This window comes from Brevundimonas sp. M1A4_2e, from assembly GCF_053345555.1.
Genome location: NZ_JBKFAI010000003.1, coordinates 24,993 through 41,369 on the forward strand (window position 1 = coordinate 24,993; position 16,377 = coordinate 41,369).

Genomic DNA, 16,377 nt, shown 5'->3' on the forward strand with positions numbered 1-16,377 from the left:
CCCCCGGTCCATGCGCTATAGGGGCGCAAATCCGGAGATTGCATGACCGACGCCGCCCCGCATCACAGCCGCAAGGGACTGATCATTCCCTTCGCCATCGTCGCCGTCCTCCTCGTTCTGTGGACCGGCTGGTGGTTCTTCCTGACGCAGCAGATCGAGCGGCAGATGGAGGGCAAGATCGCCGGGCTGCAGCAGAGCGGCTGGACCATCGAACACGCCGGAATCTCCACCACGGGATGGCCGATGCACGCGCGGGTGACGATCAAACACCTGGACGTCGTCGCCCCGTCCGGTCATGCGATCGCTGCGCCCGAGATGATCGCCCAGGCCAACGCCTATAACCCCACGCGCTGGGTGCTGGCGGCGCCGGACGGCCTGACGGTCACGCGCGCGCAGAAGGGCAAGACGGCGATCCGCGCCGAGGGCATCCGCATGAGCGTGCACGGCCTGACCCAGCGCTGGCCCAATCTGGCGCTGGAGCTGGAGAAGCCGGTCTTCACCGCCCTGCCGGACGCCGAGCCCTTCCCGCTGAAACAGGCGCGTCTGGTGCAGTTCTACATGCGGCCGCATCTGGTCGGTTCGGACATGCCGACCGACGACGTGGATGTGCTGTTCCGTCTGGTCGACGGCGAGGGCCGCGCCAACGGTCCGGTCGAGGGCTTCACCCAGTCGGGAATGCTGAACGCCCAGATCGAGGCGGTGATCGAGAAGGCCTCGGCCCTGCGCAAAGGCGCGGACGCCAAGGGATTGCTGACCGCCTGGACGGCGGCGGGCGGGCGCTTCATTGACGTGAAGGGCCAGCTTCAGGCGGGCGAGAGCAAGGCCTTCGTCTCCAGCGACGCCCTGTCGGCCGACGCCAAGGGCCAGCTGGAAGGCGAGGTCTTCGTGCGCGCCGAGAAGCCGCTGGCGGCCATCGTCGGCCTGGCGGGCGCCCAGCAGGGCGGGGCGCTGGATCGCGCCGCCGCCGCAAAGGCCGCCGCGGCCACGCCTCAGGGCGGAACCGGCGACGACGGTCAGGGCGTGGAGCTGGCCATCCAGTTTCGCGGCGGCCGCACCTATCTGGGGCCGTTCGCCCTGGCGCCTGCGCCGCAGCTGTTCTGAGGCTGCCCCTGTCATGCTGATCGAGCCGCCCGCCGACGAGGAACGCCTGGCGCTGGAACGCGCCGTGGCCGAGGCCGCTCGCGCCCGGCTGGCGGCGGGGCCGCGCGGCTCAGTTGACGGCGACGCCATCGCCCTGCGCGCAATTCTGTCGGGGATGAGCTTGTCCGAAAAGGCGGCGGTGCGCGCGGTGTTGGGGCGGCTGGAGGCGGCGGACGGACGCCCCCTGATCGCCTGTGGGGCGCTGTCGCAGGTGCTGGCGGCCGATCGCTGGGGCCTGGCGGCGCGGCCGATGTCCGAGGCGGATCAGGCGCTGCTCGCCGTGCGCGACGGGGCGGCGAAGAAGGCGCGCGCCCTGATCGATCTGTCGGCGCGGCCGTGGTGGGGGCGGCTGCTGGCTTTGCCCATGCTGAAGGTCATCGCCGCCCTGCCCGATGACGCGGCTGGAGCTCCGCGCGCCCTGATGGTCGGAACCGAGGCTCCGGGGCCGACGGGCGACGACCGCACCTTCTGGGTCACCGACAGCGCCTGGCCGGACGCTCGCATCGTCGAGGCCCTGTCTCAGGCCGGTCTGGCGGCCGAATTTCTATCGGGCGGAGGCGGGTTGAAGCTGTTCGTCCTGACAGGCTATGTGCAGGCCGAAGACATCAGGCTGGACGGCGCGCCCGGCGGCCTGACCGGCGTCATCGGCGCCGCTCCCGTCTTTTGAACATGGCTGCCGGCAGGGGATGAAGCGCGCATGACCGAAGCGAACCAGGCGCCGTCCGACGGCGCGCCACAACCCAAGCGCGGCCTGCTGGACATCGCCCCCTACGTCGGCGGCAAGAGCGCCATCGCGGGCGTGGCCAAACCGATCAAGCTGTCCTCCAACGAAAACGCGCTGGGCGCGGGCGAGAAGGCGCGCGAGGCCTTCGCCGCCGCCGCCTCTTCGATCCACCTCTATCCCGACGGCCGGGCCGACCGTCTGCGCGCCGTGGTGGCCGAGGCGCACGGGCTGGAGCCGGAGCGGCTGATCTTCGGCAATGGATCGGACGAAGTCTTCGCCCTGCTGAACCAGACCTATCTGGAGGCCGGGGACAACATCGTCACCAGCCAGTACGCCTTCGTCGCCTACCAGATTTCGGCCCGCGCCTGTCAGGCCCAGGTCAAACTGGCGGCCGAGCCGGAGCTGCGCGCGGACGTCGACGCCATGCTGGCTCTGGTCGATGAGCGGACCAAGCTGGTCTATCTGTCGAACCCGGCCAATCCGACCGGCAGCTACGCCACGGGCGAGGAAATCCGCCGCCTGCACGCGGGCCTGCCGCCGCACGTCATCCTGGTGATCGACGAAGCCTACGCCGAGTTCGTGACCGAGCCGGACTGGGAGAGCGCCTTCGATCTGGCGCGCACGGCGCCCAACATCGTCGTCACCCGCACCTTCTCCAAGCTGCACGGGCTGGGCGGTCTGCGGGTGGGCTATGGCTATGCGCCGCTGGCGGTGGAGCAGGCCATCGACCGCATCCGTCTGCCGTTCAACGTCTCCCTGCCCGGCATCGAGGCGGCCATCGCCGCCCAGGGCGACGAAGCGCACCAGAGGGCCTCGCGCGATCTGGTGGCCGAGTGGCGGCCGCGCCTGACCCAGGCGATCAAGGGCTTCGGTTTCGAGGTCTTTCCGGCCTCGGGCAACTTCATCCTGATCCGCTTCCCCGATGCGAAACGCCCGGCTTCGGCGGCGCAGGACTATCTGCAGGCCAAGGGGATCATCGTGCGCGGCGTAGGCAGCTATGGCCTGCCCGATTGCCTGCGAGTGACGATCGGGACCGAGGATCAGAACCGCGCCTTCCTGGACGCCCTCAGCGAGTTCGCGGCGGGCTAAGGCCTCAGCCGCCGCTGTTGAAGCGCACCACGCCGATGACCCCGGCGCGCCAGACGTAGTCGTCCTCGATCAACGGGCTGTCCTTGATGTCGCCCAGACGCTGTTCGTAGTTGACGAAGGCGCCGACGCCGTAGCGGTCGCCGATCGGCACGGCCAGCATGGCTGCGGCGCCTGCGGCCGACAGGCCGCCCGACGGCGTGAAGGCGGCGTAGTCGGTATTGGCGGCTTCCTGAGCGGTGACGCCGTAATAGCGCTGGACGCGCGCGTCGCCGCCGCCGCGCATATAGGCCATCGTCTGCAACAGGCCGACGGGCGTCACGCGCTGGTGGCTGACCGAGCCGTAGTACTCAAGACCGGCGTCGTCGCCGGTGGCGTCATGCTGGATGCGGCCTCCGACCACGACATTGCCCGGCAGACGTTTGAAGGCGTAAAGGGCCGCATCGGCGCCGTAGCCGGGCCGGTCCAGGCCCTCGATGTCGCCCGACGCAAAGCGCGGACGCAACTGAACGCCCGCATGGAAGCCGTCGCGCTTGACCGCGTTCCAGCCCAGGCCGTCCAGACCGTTGGCGTAGACGATGTCGCGATAGGAGGCCGAGCCCCAGGCGGTGAAGTTGAAATCCTCGGACTTGTCGCCCGAGACGCTGAAGCCCCGGACAAAGCCGCCGCCGATGTCGACCTTCCACGTCTGCGGCGCTTCCAGCGGCTGGAACGGCTGTGACTGCGCAGAGGCGACAGCCGGCAAGCCCCCCAGGATGGCGGTCAGCAGGGCGAGGCGAAAGGCGGAGCGTGAAATCATGAGCGGGGCCTAGGTCAACAGCTGATGATATAGGGACCCGCCCTCCAAAGCCTAGGTTCTGGGCGGCAACAAGGCGATCGAGGCGTCTTCGATCCGGCTTTCCAGCTGCTTCATGAACTCGACCCGCTTCAGACCCGCCGGGATCGGCGGCAGGAACTCGAACACCACCGTGCCCGGATAGCGTTTGAAGCCGTGCGCCGGCCAGTGAACGCCCGAGTTGGTGGCGACGGGCCAGCAGGGCGCGTCCACGTCGCGATAGATGGCGGCGACCCCGGGCTTGTAGTCGGCCGGTTCGCCCGGCGTCGTGCGCGTGCCTTCGGGGAAGATCAGGATCTGACGGCCCTCGGCCAGGCGAGCGCGGGTCTGGCGCACCATGGCCTTCAGCGCCTTGGCGTGGGCGGCGCGGTCCACGGCGATCATCTTCGTCTTCCAGGCGAACCAGCCGAAGAAGGGCAGCGGCATCAGCTCCTTCTTCATGACGAAACAGGCGTCGTCGAGGAAGGCGAAGGGGGCGATGACGTCCAGCATCCCCTGGTGCTTGGCCGCGATCAGGGCCGGGCCGTTGGGACGATGCTCTAGGCCCCGCACCTCGACCTTGACCCCGGCGATCCAGCGCAGGCCGAACAGGACGAACCTCGCCCACATCTTGATCACCCCCATCGCCGCCCCATGCGGCATCAGCAGGGCCGGCGACAGCAAGACCGCGAACAGCGGCATCGACAGATACAGCCACAGGGTGAAAAGCAGGGATCGAACGGTCGTCATGCGGCGGCCTTGCGGGGGTCTGAGGCGTCGGGTGCGGCGGGACCGGGGCGTTCCGGGTGACGCCCGGTCAGGCGATGCATCCCCTCGCGGCCCAGGACGGCCAGGTATTTCATATATTCCAGCGTCATGCGCCGGGCGGTCTCGGTCGCGCGCCACCACGACGGGGTGTCCAGCGACGGCGTCGAGATGGCGTGGGGGGTCAGCCGCACGCCGGGCGCCGCGCCGCGAATCTCCATCAGGCTGCGCGGCATGTGATAGTCCGAGGTGACGACGATCAGGTCGTCATAACCCTTGGCCCGGGCCCAAGAGGCGATCTCCTGGGCGTTGCCGACGGTGTTCTCAGCCTCAAAGCCCAGGTCGACGCAGCAGTTGAACAGCTTCTTGGACCCCGGCGTCAGGGCGCGCAGCTCCTGGCGCCGCACCTCGCGGTTGACGCCCGAGATCAGCAGCCGGTCGCCCTTGCCCTGCTCCAACAGGCGGATGGCGGCGTTGACGCGCTCGGCCGAGGGGCCGGTCAGGGAGACAATGGCGTCCGCCCGCGCCGGCTCCGGCGCAGGCGTCAGACCGCGAACCCGCTCGGCGAAGACGAACAGGCCCGTCAGCCACATCAGCGCCACCACGGCGATCAGCGTCAGGAACTTCATGCTTAACTAACTAGCGACGCCCGCCCAGCTTCGCCAGCGCCGTCAGGCGCGCAGCCAGCACCGCGACCGCCCCCGCCAGCAAGGGGCAGGCGATCAGCACCAGCAGGTCGCCAAAGGCCAGCGGCAGGGCCGGGGTGAGTCCGCCTTCGCCCCCGATCAACCGCAGCGCCGCCAGCATCAGCGCCGCCAGGCCGGCCCCCGCGGCGCCCGCGGTCGCCGCAAGAATCCCGAAACGCCGCTGGAACAGTGTGGCGATGGCTCCGTCCGACGCGCCGTTCAGGCTCAGCGTCTCGATCACCGCCGCCTGGGCCGCCATGCCCGCGCGGGTCGCGTAGGCGATCGCCGCCGCCGTCGCCGCCGCGATCAGCAGGAAGGCCGCCCCCGCCAGGGCCGTGATCACGCCTGCCGACCGCTCGACCTCGCCGCGCCACAGGCTGTGATCGTCGACGCTGGCGTCCAGCCCGGCCTCGGCCAGGGCGCGGCTCAGGCTCGGCGCGCTAGCGGGCGTCTTGGGGTCCAGCCGGACGACGACCAGATAGGGCAGAGGCAGGTCGGGCAGCACCGCCTCCCCCACCCAGGGCCGCAACAAAGCCTCGGCCGCCTTGCGGTCCATCGCCTGCGCCTCGGCGACGCCCGTCACCCCGGCCAGGGTCTCGGCGGCGCGGGCTGCGGCGGCGGGGCCGGTCTCATCGACGCGCGGGCGCACCTGCACCGTCGCCTCGGCGCGCAGGTGACCCGCCCAGCCGTGCGCCGCCCGGTCGGCGGCCAGCGCCCCGACAGCGGCGATCGAGGCCAGGAAGCACAGCACGGCGATGACCACCACCAGCCAGCGTTCGCCACCGGCCTCGCGCGGCAGCAATTCTGGTTGGGAGCTGCGCAAACGGCCGATCATGGCTGCGCCTCCGGCCCAACGGATGAAGCCGGCGCGATCTGCGTCAGCCGCCCGCCTTCCAGCCGCAGGACGGCCGCGCCGCTGCGCTCGGCCAGGGCCTCGTCGTGACTGGCGATCAGCACAGTGGCGCCCAGTTTGTTCAGCGACTGGAACAGCCGCATCAGCTTCTCGCCCATAGGCCGGTCGACGCTGCCCGTCGGTTCGTCGGCCAGGATCAGGCGCGGCCGCGCCACCACGGCGCGGGCGATCGCCAGACGCTGCTTCTCGCCGCCGGACAGGGTGGGCGGCAGGGCGTCCAGCCGACCGCCCAGTCCGACCCAGCGCAGCATTTCCTGCACGTCGGCGGCGTACTCGGCCGGGCGCTCGCCCGCCAGGCGCAGCGGCAGGGCCGCATTGTCGAAGGCCGACAGATGGTCCAGCAGGCGGAAATCCTGAAAGATCACCCCCATGCGGCGTCGCAGCGCCGGGACCTCGCGCCGGGGCAGGTGGGTCACGTCCTGGCCGAACAGGCTGATTCGTCCCGCCTGGGGCCGCGCCGCCAAAGTCAGCAGCCGCAGCAGCGAGGACTTGCCCGCCCCCGAAGGTCCGGTAAGGAAGTGGAAAGAGCCGTTTGGCAGACTAAGGTTAACGTCCCGCAGCACGGCGGGTCGGCCTCCATAGCCGAAGCCCACGCCTCTGAGGCGGACGGCGTCAGGCGCGGAATCAGGGTCGGCGGCGCGGCGGATCGGATCGGGCATAGGGTTTCGTATTGGACCGGGGCGTTGCGCCGCGACAGGAGGGGGCGATAAGCCTCACAGTCAGCTGACATGATACTGACCTGTCCCGCCTGCGCCACCAGCTATTTTGTTGCCGATGAAGCGATCGGGCCGAACGGCCGCCGCGTGCGCTGCAAGGCCTGCGGCCACGACTGGCGCGCCAGCCTGGAAGATGCGCCGCTGGAGCTGGAACCGGCGACGAAAGGCCTGAGCGCCGGCGAAGACGCTTCGCCCGAAACCCTGCCTGACAGTCTGGCCGAGACGCCCGCGCCCGAACTGCCGCGCGCCTTCCGCGCCAGGGCCGAGCGCAAGCGCCGCACACGGCAGGCGGCGGCGGCGGGCGCAGCCTGGGCGGCGGCGGCGGCGGTGGTGCTGGGGCTGCTCGGCGGCGGCGTCCTGTTCCGTGAGGAGATCGTCCGCAAATTCCCGGCGACAGCGGGCGCCTATGGCGCGCTGGGGCTTGAGGTGAACATCGTCGGGCTGGAGTTCGAAGCCCAGCGGGCGCGGGTGGCGCCGCATGATCCCGGCCGGATCATCGTCTCCGGCGCCGTGCGCAACATCCGCGACACCGAGGTGTCGTCGCCCCCCATCCGCGTGATCCTTCAGGATGAGCGTGGCGTCGAGATCGCCAGTCGCGTGGTGCGCCCGGACTGGCCCCCTACCCTGCCCGGCCAGGCGCAGGGCTTCGCCACGGTCATCGGCGATCCTCAAGGCAAGGCCGTCGGCATAACGACGAGGTTCGTTCTTGAGCCCGTGCGCAAGGCGCCCCCGCGCGCCGCCGACAAGACCGCCCGCCCTGAACCCGCCGCGCGCGAAGACGGAGGCCTGCGTCGTCTGGGCGCCCTCGACGTTGGCCCGGCGCCCTCGCCTCTCGACACCGACGTCGCAGAAGGGGTATCGGCGAGGCATGGCTGACACCCCATCGACGCCCGCTCCCGCTGTCCTCCTGTCCCAGGCCGAGATCGAGGCCGTCGTGGCTGATCTGGCGCGACGCATCGCCCCTCATGTCGACGATGATACGGTGGCCGTCGTCCTGCTGACCGGCGGGCTGTGGTTCGCCGCCGACCTGACCCGCGCCCTGTCGCGCGAAGGCCGCAACGTCCGCTTCGACGCCCTGTGGCTGGCTTCCTACGGCGACGAGCAGACCAGCCGGGGCCGGATCGAGGTTCGCGCCCCATATCAGCGCCCGCTGACCGGCAAGAAGGTGCTGATCTTGGACGATGTGTTCGACACCGGCCTGTCGCTGGCCGAGGCGGTCCGCATCACCAAGGAGGCGGGCGCCGCCGAGGTGCTGACCTGCGTCTTCGCCCGCAAGCCCTGGCCCAAGCCCCGCGCGCCCGAGCCCGACTTCGTCGGCTGGGAGGCGCCGAACCGCTTCCTGGTCGGTTATGGCCTGGACCACGCCGGCGGGATGCGCGGCCTGCCCAACATCTGCGCGCTGGATTAGTCCTTGAGCCAGTCCGCCATCGGTTCGCGAGCGAACATCGCGTCATAGGTCGGGCGCGGGCGGATGACCGCGCTGCGCTCGCCGTCGACCAGCACTTCGGCGGCCAGCGGACGGGTGTTGTATTCGCCGCTCATCACCGCGCCATAGGCTCCGGCGCTCATGAAGACGACCAGATCGCCCGCCTTCAGCGGCGGCAGGTCGCGGTCGCGCGCGAAGGTGTCGCCGGTCTCGCACACCGGCCCGACCACGTCGTGAGGCAGGTAATCGCCTTCGACCGGGCGGACGGGCTTCAGATCGTGGAAGGCGTCGTAAAGGGCCGGGCGCATCAGATCGTTCATCGCCGCGTCCAGCACCAGAAAGCGGCGGCCGTCCGTGCGCTCATTGACCTGAATGACGCGGCTCAGCAGGACGCCCGCATTGGCGGCCATCAGGCGGCCGGGCTCGAAGGCGGCCTCGACGTTCAGCCCCTCCAGCACGCGCGCGGCCATGGCGACGTAGTCGGCCGGGGACGGCGTCGCCGCATCACCGTAATAGGGCACGCCCAGCCCCCCGCCGAGGTCGAGGCGGGTGACGCTGCGCCCCTGGGCGCGCAGGGCCTCGGTCATGTCCCGCAGCACGCGGAAGGCGGCTTCCAGCGGAGCCAGGTCGGTGATCTGGCTGCCGATATGGCAGGCCAGACCCACGGGCGTGACGTGGGGCGAGGTCGAGGCGCGGGCGTACAGCGCCATCGCCTCCTCGACCGGCACGCCGAACTTGTCGCCTGCGCCGCCGGTGGTGATCTTGGCGTGGCCGCCGGCGCCGATCTTGGGGTTCACGCGGATGGCGATGGCGGGGGCCGCGTTCTGAGTCGCAGCGACGGCGATCAGCCGGTCCAGCTCGGCCGAGGACTCCACGTTGATCTGACGCACGCCCTGTTCGATGGCGAAAACCAGTTCGGCGTCGGTCTTGCCCACGCCCGAGAAGATGATCCGCTCGCCCGGAATCCCGGCGGTCAGCGCCCGGCGGATCTCGCCCTCGGACACGGTGTCGGCGCCGCAGCCGAGTTTCGCCAAGGTCGCCAGCACTGACAGGTTGGAGTTGGCCTTGACCGCGAAGGCGATCAGGGCGTCGCCCAGCGCGCCCCTGTGCGCGTCGCACGCCTCGCGCAGCAGGCCGTAATGACGGCGCAGGGTGGCCGAGGAATAGACGTAGGTCGGCGTGCCGACGCTGTCCGCCAGCGCCTCCAGAGAGACGCCCTCGGCATGCAGGACGCCGTCCTTCAGATCAAAATGGTGCACCGGCGGGGAGTCCTGTCAGAGGAGGAGCGCTAAGGCTCAGTTCATCGGCGGCGGCTTGCCGAACGGGTTGCTCGTGCCGTTGTCGATGGGCATCTGGCGCGGCGGCAGGTTCTGCATCGCCTCTTCCGGCAAGCCCGGGGCCGAGCGGTCGCGGATGGCGCGCTCGGTCTGCTTCTTCGGCATGGCGCCCTGCGGCGGCTCGAGGTCGGCCATTCGCCCGCAGCCGGCCAGCAGAAGGGCGGCGGCGCCCGCGAGGATCAGGGTCTTCTTCACAGACGTCTTCGTCACAGGCGGCTTCTCCAGTCGGCGATGCGCGCGCGGACCTGTTCCGGCGCCGTGCCGCCGAAGCTCTGGCGGCTGGCGCAGGAGGCTTCGGGCGTCAGCACTTCATACACCCCTTCGGTGATCCGGCCATCCAGCGCCTGCAATTCGCTCAGCGGCAATTCGCCCAGCCCCAGGCCCAGCGCCTCAGCCCGCTTCACGGCGGCGCCGGTGACATGGTGCGCCTGGCGGAAGGGCAGGTTCAGCTCGCGCACCAGCCAGTCGGCCAGGTCGGTGGCGGTCGAGAAGCCCGCGCCGGCGGCGGCGGCCATCTTCTCGATGTTGGGGCGGATCACCGCGATCATGGCGGTCATGGCCGTCAGCGCCAGATCCAGCGCATCGAAGGCCTCGAACACCGGCGGCTTGTCCTCCTGCATGTCCTTGGAATAGGCCAGCGGCAGGCCCTTCATCACCGTGGTCAGGGCGATCAGGGCGCCGTTGATGCGGCCCGTCTTGGCCCGCACCAATTCGGCGGCGTCCGGGTTGCGCTTCTGCGGCATGATGGACGAGCCGGTGGTCAGGTCGTCAGGCAGGGTCGCAAAGCCGAACATCGGCGTCATCCAGACCACGATCTCTTCGGCCAGACGCGACAGGTGGCCCGCCGCGATGGAGGCGGCGGCCAGGCTCTCCAGCGCGAAGTCGCGATCCGACACGGCGTCCAGGCTGTTGGCCATCGGACGATCAAAGCCCAGCGCCTGCGCCGTCATGTGGCGGTCGATCGGGAAGGGCGAACCGGCCAGGGCGGCGGCGCCCAGCGGGTTCTCGTTCATGCGGGCGCGCGCGTCGGCGAAGCGCCCGGCGTCGCGGCCGAACATCTCGACATAGGCCATCAGGTGATGGCCGAACGTCACCGGCTGGGCCGTCTGCAGATGGGTGAAGCCGGGCATCAGGTCGCCCGCGTGCTGTTCCGCCCGGTCCAGCAGGGTCCGCTGCAGATCCTGAAGCTGCGCCACGGTGCGGTCGCAGGCGTCGCGCACCCACAGGCGGAAGTCCGTCGCCACCTGATCATTGCGGCTGCGCGCGGTGTGCAGACGCCCCGACGGCTCGCCGATCAGCTCAGACAGGCGGGCCTCGACGTTCATGTGAATGTCTTCATAGGCGTCGCGGAAGGGGAAGCTCCCGTCCCGGATCTCGCCCTCGATCACGTCCAGCCCGCCCAGGATGGCCTGGGCGTCCGCAGCCGCGATGATCCCCTGTTTCTCCAGCATGCGACAATGGGCCCGCGAACCGGCCAGGTCCTGCGCCCACAGGCGTTTGTCGACGCCGATGGAGACGTTGATGGCCTGCATGATGTCCGCAGGCTTGGCGCTGAAGCGTCCGCCCCATAGAGACTGGCCCTGAGCGGGGGTATCTGGCTGTGGTTTGGAAGGCGTATCGGACATGAGCGGCTCTGGACGGACTTGGGCGGGCGTGGCGACGTTCGCGGTGATCGGCGTGATCGGCGTGGGCGCGGCGCTGCTATACGTCAATCAGAAGGGCGGAGGCAAAGAGTCCGCGCCGCCTGCGGCCCAGGCACCGGTCCACACCCTTGAGCCGCAATTGGCCGCCTTCGCCAAGGGGTCGCTGGCGGCCCTGCAGGCGCCCGCCTCCCCGACCCCGCCCGACTATGTGTTCAAGGCCGCCGACGGCGCCGACGTCCGCCTGGCCGACTTCGCCGGCAAGGTGACGGTGGTGAACCTGTGGGCCACCTGGTGCGCCCCGTGCAAGATCGAGATGCCGACGCTGGCGGCCCTGGCCGACCGCTATAAGGCGCGCGACGACTTCGCCGTGGTCGCCGTCAGCATGGACCTGGACAAGACGGCCGACGAGGCGCGGACCTTCATCGCCGAGAACGCGCCGCTGGACTTCTACATCGACCCGAAATTCCAACTGGCGTTCGAGTTCCCCGGCAAGGGCGCCATGCCCCAGACCATCGTCATGGACCGCCAGGGCCGCGTCCGCGCCGTCCTGACCGGCGAGGCCGACTGGGCCGGCCCCGAGGCGCGCGCCCTGATCGACCACCTGCTGGCCGAGGGCTGAAGCCCGTCTTCGGCGCCGCTTGTCGAAGACGGCCCGAAGGGTTGATGCTCGCGCCGCACAGGAGGCTGCGATGAGCGTCGAGACCCATTACCTGGCCGTCTTCACCAGCGACAAGACCGGCCCCAAATGGCGGGCCTGGCGCGCCATGAGCGAGGCCGAGCAGGCCGAGACGGCCCGCCGCGGCGTGGCCGCCGTCGCCGCCTGGGAAGAGGCGCACCGCGACTCCATCGTCTTTCAGGGCGGCCCGCTGGGCCCGACCAAACGCCTCGACGACGACGGCGCCGTGACCGACATGGTCAACCTGCTGACCGTCTTCATGGTCGTGCGCGCCGACAGCCACGAGGCGGCGGCCCGCCTGTTCGAGAACCACCCGCACATGAGCATCTTCGTCTGCGACGGGGTGGAGGTGATGCCGGTGCTGGGGTGAGGCTCAGTCGGCGTCCGGCGGCGGGGTCCAGTTCGGGTCAGAAAACCAGTCGGCCGCGAGGTCGCGCCAGTCCGGGTTGTCCCGCTCGATCAGGGCCAGCTTCCAGTCGCGCAGCCATTTCTTGATGCGCCGCTCGCGTCGGATCGCATCCAGCATCAGGGCGTGCTGCTCGAACCAGACCAGACGGGTGCAGTCGTAGGCGTCGGTGAAGCCGGGAAAGGCGCGCGTCTTGTGCTTCCACACGCGGCTTTCCAGATTGGAGGTCGAGCCGGTGTAGAGCGTCCCGTTGCGCCCGCTGGCCATGATGTAGGTCGCGATGAAGGTGCGGTGCGTCTCCATACAGCCACGCTAACCCGCTCCCCCTCTTTCGTCATCTACACCCTTCTTTCGTCATCCTCCGGCGAAGCGAAGCGGAGACCGGGGGACCCAGCGGCGCCGAAGGCGATCTTTACGGCTAGCGCGGTGCCCTCGACAGTGTCGCGCTCCCGCGCGCCGCTGGGTCCCCCGGTCTGCGCCGCTGACGCGGCTTGCCGGAGGATGACGAAAGGGGGTGAGATATACGTCCGATAATGACGCTTTGGCGCTTTACGACTCGGAGTGCTAGCGATACCGTGAACAAACATCGAACCTGCGCATCGGAGCTTCCGAATGACCAGTGAGCGTTCTGTAGTCGAGCCCACCCATGTAGGGGCCAGTACGATAGTCCGGTGGAGTGGCCTCGACGGCCCAGACCTCCGTCAGGCCATGAAAAGCCTGAGCAGGGGCGGTGCCAAGCACCCACACCTCACCCTATTCAGCCTCCTGACAAGTCTAGCCAATGGCTACCGAACTCTAGCGGACTGCGAGCGCTATATTCAAGCGCTCTCGGCATTGGCGACCCGGGAAGAGTTCACTCGAGGTTTGAAATACTTCCAAGCTTACATAGGTGGTGAGCCACGGGAGCGAATTCGTCCGCCTGCGCCAAACAGGTACATCGGTCCAGGCGGCGTGCTGGCGATTAGCACACGTGCGCATTTCACCTTCGAGATTGGCGATTTCCGCCATTGGGGGCTTATCTGGAACAATAAATCCCCCCGTTTGGCCGCAGAAGAAGCCAGACTCGGTTGCGCATTAATGCGCCAAGGCGTCGAAGCGAACGACAACGATCACTTCGATATGATCGATGTTCGAAGTGGGAAAGTATTCACCGCGACCGCAGCGGAACTTGACGATCTATACCCAAAAATTCGAAAGCGCATCGGAGAATTGGAGTCGGAGTACCGTCGATACGCGGCATAATCCCCTTCCGGGAACACTACGAAGTATCTTGTCGCTCCGTCATCCCGGGTCTTGAGTTCCGGGATGACGGAGGACGCTCAATGCACCCGCGCCTTCCCGATCTCCAGCCCATCCGCGCCCGCTGACACGGCCACCACGGACCCGTCCTCGATCTCTCCGGCCAGCAGCTTCTTGGCCATCGGGTCGACCAGCTCCTTCTGAATGACGCGCTTCAGCGGCCGGGCGCCGTAGACCGGGTCGTAGCCCTTGTCGGCGAGCCAGGTCAGGGCGCTGTCGTCCAGGGCCAGGGTCAGGCGGCGGTCGGCCATCAGCTTTTCCAGACGCGCCAGCTGGATGCGGACGATGCCGCCCATCTGTTCGCGGCCGAGGCGGTGGAACAGGATGATCTCGTCGATGCGGTTCAGGAACTCGGGCCGGAAGTGGGCGCGGACCTGCTCCATGACCAGGGGACGAACGGCCTCGACATCCTCGCCCTCGGGCTGGTCGGCCAGATACTGGCTGCCCAGGTTGGAGGTCATGATGATCAGGGTGTTCTTGAAGTCGATGGTGCGGCCCTGGCCGTCGGTCAGGCGGCCGTCGTCCAGCACTTGAAGAAGCACGTTGAAGACGTCGGGGTGGGCCTTTTCGACCTCGTCGAACAGGATGACCTGATAGGGGCGACGACGCACCGCCTCGGTCAGGGCGCCGCCCTCGTCATAGCCGACATAGCCCGGAGGGGCGCCGATCAGGCGGCTGACCGAGTGCTTCTCCATGTATTCGCTCATGTCGATGCGGGTGATGGCGTTGTCGTCGTCGAACAGATAGCCGGCCAGCGCCTTGGTCAGCTCGGTCTTGCCCACGCCCGTGGGGCCCAGGAAGAGGAAGCTGCCCAGCGGCTTGTTGGGGTCGTTCAGACCGGCGCGGGCGCGGCGGACGGCGTCGGACACGGCTTCCAAGGCCTCGTCCTGGCCGACGACGCGGCGGCCCAGTTCGTCCTCCATCTTCAGCAGCTTCTCGCGCTCGCCTTCCAGCATCTTGTCGACGGGGACGCCGGTCCAGCGGCTGACGACGGCGGCGATCTGTTCGGCGTCCACGACCTCGGGGGTCAGGGGGCCTTCGGCGGGTTTCTCAGCGGCTTCGGCCTCGGCCAGTTGGCGTTCCAGTTGCGGGATCTGGCCGTAGGCGATCTCTGACGCGCGGCCGAGGTCGCCGGCGCGCTGGGCGGCGGCCAGTTCGGCGCGCAGGCGGTCCAGGGTCTCGCGCAGTTGCGCGCCCTGCCCGACCTTGGCCTTTTCCGACTTCCAGCGGGCGGTCATGTCGTCGGACTGGCCTTCGAGATCGGCGATCTCATCCTCCAGCTTCTCCAGACGCTGCTTCGAGGCGCTGTCGCTCTCCTTCTTCAGGGCCTCGCGCTCGATCTTCAGCTGCACCAGGCGGCGGTCGATCTCGTCCAGCGCCTCGGGTTTGGAATCGACGGCCATGCGCACGCGGCTGGCGGCCTCGTCGATCAGGTCGATGGCCTTGTCCGGCAGGAAGCGGTCGGTGATGTAGCGGTTCGACAAGGTGGCGGCGGCGACGATGGCGCTGTCCGAGATGCGTACCCCGTGGTGGACCTCGTACTTCTCCTTCAGGCCGCGCAGGATTGACACCGTGTCCTCGACGGTGGGTTCGGCGACGAACACCGGCTGGAAGCGACGGGCCAAGGCCGCGTCCTTCTCGACGTGCTTGCGGTATTCATCCAGCGTGGTGGCGCCGACGCAGTGCAGCTCGCCGCGCGCCAGGGCGGGCTTGAGCAGGTTGGAGGCGTCCATGGCCCCGTCGCCCTTGCCGGCCCCGACCAGGGTGTGCATCTCGTCGATGAACAGGACGATGCCGCCCTCGGCCGCCGCCACCTCGTTAAGCACGGCTTTCAGCCGCTCCTCGAACTCGCCGCGATATTTCGCCCCGGCGATCAGGGCGCCCATGTCGAGCGCCAGAACCTTCTTGTCCTTCAGGCTTTCGGGCACGTCGCCGTTGACGATGCGCAGGGCCAGGCCTTCGACGATGGCGGTCTTGCCGACGCCGGGCTCGCCGATCAGGACGGGGTTGTTCTTGGTGCGGCGGGCCAGCACCTGAATGGTGCGGCGGATCTCCTCGTCGCGGCCGATGACGGGGTCGACCTTGCCGTCGCGGGCGGCCTCCGTCAGGTCGCGGGCGTAGCGTTTCAGGGCGTCGAAGCTGTCCTCGGCGCCCGCGCTGTCGGCGGTCTTGCCCTTGCGGATTTCGGTCACGGCCTCGTCCAGCTTCTTGGCCGTGACGCCGGCGGATTTCAGCGCCTCGGCGGCGGCCCCGCCTTCCTTGGCGATGGCGGCCAGCAGGCGTTCGGTAGTGACGAAGGCGTCGCCGGCCTTCTTGGCGGCTTCTTCGGCGGCGCTGAAGACGCGCGCCAGATCGCCGTCGAGGTAAAGCTGGCCCGAGCCGCCTTCGACCTGCGCCCGCTTCTTCAGCAGGCCCTCGGTGACGAGTTCGACGGCGGACGGATCGCCGCCCGCCTGATCGATCAGCTTGCGAGCCAGACCGTCGCGTTCCTCAAGCAGCACCTTGAGCAGGTGCTCGGGCGCGAATTGCTGGTGGCGGCGGGCCAGGGCCAGCGACTGGGCGGACTGGACGGCCTGTTTGGCGCGGTCGGAATAGAGGTCGAGATTCATGGCGTTCGGTTTCCCCTCAGGAGGCGGATTTGAACTCAATGCGCCCTTATCCGAAGCGACGCCTTGAGCTGTCGCAATGGAGGTGGGTGTGGCCGATCAGACACGCAAGGGCCCAAGCGAGAACGCCCGCCGCCACA

General features: G+C 69.0%; 18 protein-coding genes. 8 read left to right on the plus strand and 10 right to left on the minus strand.

Annotated elements, in window-relative coordinates:
• The first annotated feature begins 42 nt into the window (after positions 1 to 42).
• From ACLBV5_RS07100 to hisC, 3 genes are read left to right on the plus strand one after another with little or no spacing between them, the layout of a single operon-like run.
• On the plus strand, positions 43 to 1,101 hold the full coding sequence (locus ACLBV5_RS07100) for a DUF2125 domain-containing protein (protein ID WP_447605243.1): 1,059 nt from the start codon (positions 43 to 45) through the stop codon (positions 1,099 to 1,101).
• Positions 1,102 to 1,114: 13 nt separating this feature from the next.
• On the plus strand, positions 1,115 to 1,807 hold the full coding sequence (locus tag ACLBV5_RS07105) for a hypothetical protein (RefSeq protein ID WP_447605244.1): 693 nt from the start codon (positions 1,115 to 1,117) through the stop codon (positions 1,805 to 1,807).
• A 30-nt stretch (positions 1,808 to 1,837) separates the two neighbouring features.
• Complete coding sequence (hisC, locus tag ACLBV5_RS07110; RefSeq protein WP_312444624.1) at positions 1,838 to 2,953, plus strand: histidinol-phosphate transaminase; 1,116 nt, start codon at positions 1,838 to 1,840, stop codon at positions 2,951 to 2,953.
• A 4-nt stretch (positions 2,954 to 2,957) separates the two neighbouring features.
• On the opposite strand, the gene ACLBV5_RS07115 is transcribed toward hisC, so the two are convergent.
• The 5 genes from ACLBV5_RS07115 to ACLBV5_RS07135 are packed head-to-tail and all read right to left on the minus strand — an operon-like array spanning position 2,958 to position 6,787.
• The gene (locus tag ACLBV5_RS07115; protein ID WP_447605245.1) at positions 2,958 to 3,749 is read right to left on the minus strand and encodes a MipA/OmpV family protein; all 792 of its coding nucleotides are present in this window, start codon (positions 3,747 to 3,749) and stop codon (positions 2,958 to 2,960) included.
• 51 nt (positions 3,750 to 3,800) lie between these two features.
• Positions 3,801 to 4,514, minus strand: coding sequence for a lysophospholipid acyltransferase family protein (locus ACLBV5_RS07120; protein WP_134581774.1), 714 nt, complete (start codon positions 4,512 to 4,514; stop codon positions 3,801 to 3,803).
• Positions 4,511 to 5,158: a YdcF family protein gene (locus ACLBV5_RS07125; RefSeq protein WP_025976645.1), complete on the minus strand. Its 648-nt coding sequence runs from the start codon at positions 5,156 to 5,158 to the stop codon at positions 4,511 to 4,513. Before ACLBV5_RS07125 ends, ACLBV5_RS07120 begins: the two co-directional genes overlap by 4 nt.
• A gap of 10 nt (positions 5,159 to 5,168) precedes the next feature.
• A complete protein-coding gene (locus tag ACLBV5_RS07130) occupies positions 5,169 to 6,050 on the minus strand; it encodes a cell division protein FtsX (protein ID WP_447605246.1) in 882 nt (293 codons plus the stop codon).
• On the minus strand, positions 6,047 to 6,787 hold the full coding sequence (locus tag ACLBV5_RS07135) for a cell division ATP-binding protein FtsE (protein WP_025976647.1): 741 nt from the start codon (positions 6,785 to 6,787) through the stop codon (positions 6,047 to 6,049). Before ACLBV5_RS07135 ends, ACLBV5_RS07130 begins: the two co-directional genes overlap by 4 nt.
• Before the next feature lie 69 nt (positions 6,788 to 6,856).
• On the opposite strand from ACLBV5_RS07135, the gene ACLBV5_RS07140 reads away from it, so the two are divergent.
• Both ACLBV5_RS07140 and ACLBV5_RS07145 read left to right on the plus strand, forming a co-directional pair.
• On the plus strand, positions 6,857 to 7,720 hold the full coding sequence (locus ACLBV5_RS07140) for an MJ0042-type zinc finger domain-containing protein (RefSeq protein WP_447605247.1): 864 nt from the start codon (positions 6,857 to 6,859) through the stop codon (positions 7,718 to 7,720).
• Entirely contained in the window at positions 7,713 to 8,252 is a 540-nt protein-coding gene (locus ACLBV5_RS07145) for a phosphoribosyltransferase (protein WP_447605248.1), read from the plus strand. Before ACLBV5_RS07140 ends, ACLBV5_RS07145 begins: the two co-directional genes overlap by 8 nt.
• Here ACLBV5_RS07145 and lysA read toward each other — a convergent pair.
• The 3 genes from lysA to argH are packed head-to-tail and all read right to left on the minus strand — an operon-like array spanning position 8,249 to position 11,232.
• Positions 8,249 to 9,529, minus strand: coding sequence for a diaminopimelate decarboxylase (gene lysA, locus ACLBV5_RS07150; protein ID WP_447605249.1), 1,281 nt, complete (start codon positions 9,527 to 9,529; stop codon positions 8,249 to 8,251). The genes ACLBV5_RS07145 and lysA overlap by 4 nt on opposite strands.
• A 36-nt stretch (positions 9,530 to 9,565) precedes the next feature.
• On the minus strand, positions 9,566 to 9,817 hold the full coding sequence (gene lptM, locus ACLBV5_RS07155) for an LPS translocon maturation chaperone LptM (protein ID WP_235599170.1): 252 nt from the start codon (positions 9,815 to 9,817) through the stop codon (positions 9,566 to 9,568).
• Entirely contained in the window at positions 9,814 to 11,232 is a 1,419-nt protein-coding gene (gene argH, locus ACLBV5_RS07160) for an argininosuccinate lyase (RefSeq protein WP_447605250.1), read from the minus strand. Before argH ends, lptM begins: the two co-directional genes overlap by 4 nt.
• Between argH and ACLBV5_RS07165 the strand changes: the two genes are divergently transcribed.
• Positions 11,231 to 11,869: a TlpA family protein disulfide reductase gene (locus tag ACLBV5_RS07165; RefSeq protein ID WP_447605251.1), complete on the plus strand. Its 639-nt coding sequence runs from the start codon at positions 11,231 to 11,233 to the stop codon at positions 11,867 to 11,869. The genes argH and ACLBV5_RS07165 overlap by 2 nt on opposite strands.
• 70 nt (positions 11,870 to 11,939) lie before the next feature.
• Complete coding sequence (locus ACLBV5_RS07170) at positions 11,940 to 12,296, plus strand: YciI family protein (RefSeq protein WP_447605252.1); 357 nt, start codon at positions 11,940 to 11,942, stop codon at positions 12,294 to 12,296.
• Positions 12,297 to 12,299: 3 nt separating this feature from the next.
• Here the strand turns inward: ACLBV5_RS07170 and ACLBV5_RS07175 are convergent, their stop codons facing one another.
• Positions 12,300 to 12,635 carry a GIY-YIG nuclease family protein gene (locus ACLBV5_RS07175; RefSeq protein WP_447605253.1) on the minus strand — a complete coding sequence of 112 codons (336 nt, stop codon included), beginning with the start codon at positions 12,633 to 12,635 and terminating at the stop codon, positions 12,300 to 12,302.
• Positions 12,636 to 13,040: 405 nt separating this feature from the next.
• Here ACLBV5_RS07175 and ACLBV5_RS07180 point away from each other — a divergent pair, with 405 nt between their 5' ends.
• A complete protein-coding gene (locus ACLBV5_RS07180; protein ID WP_447605254.1) occupies positions 13,041 to 13,574 on the plus strand; it encodes a hypothetical protein in 534 nt (177 codons plus the stop codon).
• 77 nt (positions 13,575 to 13,651) lie between these two features.
• On the opposite strand, the gene clpB is transcribed toward ACLBV5_RS07180, so the two are convergent.
• Positions 13,652 to 16,240: an ATP-dependent chaperone ClpB gene (clpB, locus tag ACLBV5_RS07185; protein ID WP_447605255.1), complete on the minus strand. Its 2,589-nt coding sequence runs from the start codon at positions 16,238 to 16,240 to the stop codon at positions 13,652 to 13,654.
• Positions 16,241 to 16,377: the final 137 nt, after the last annotated feature.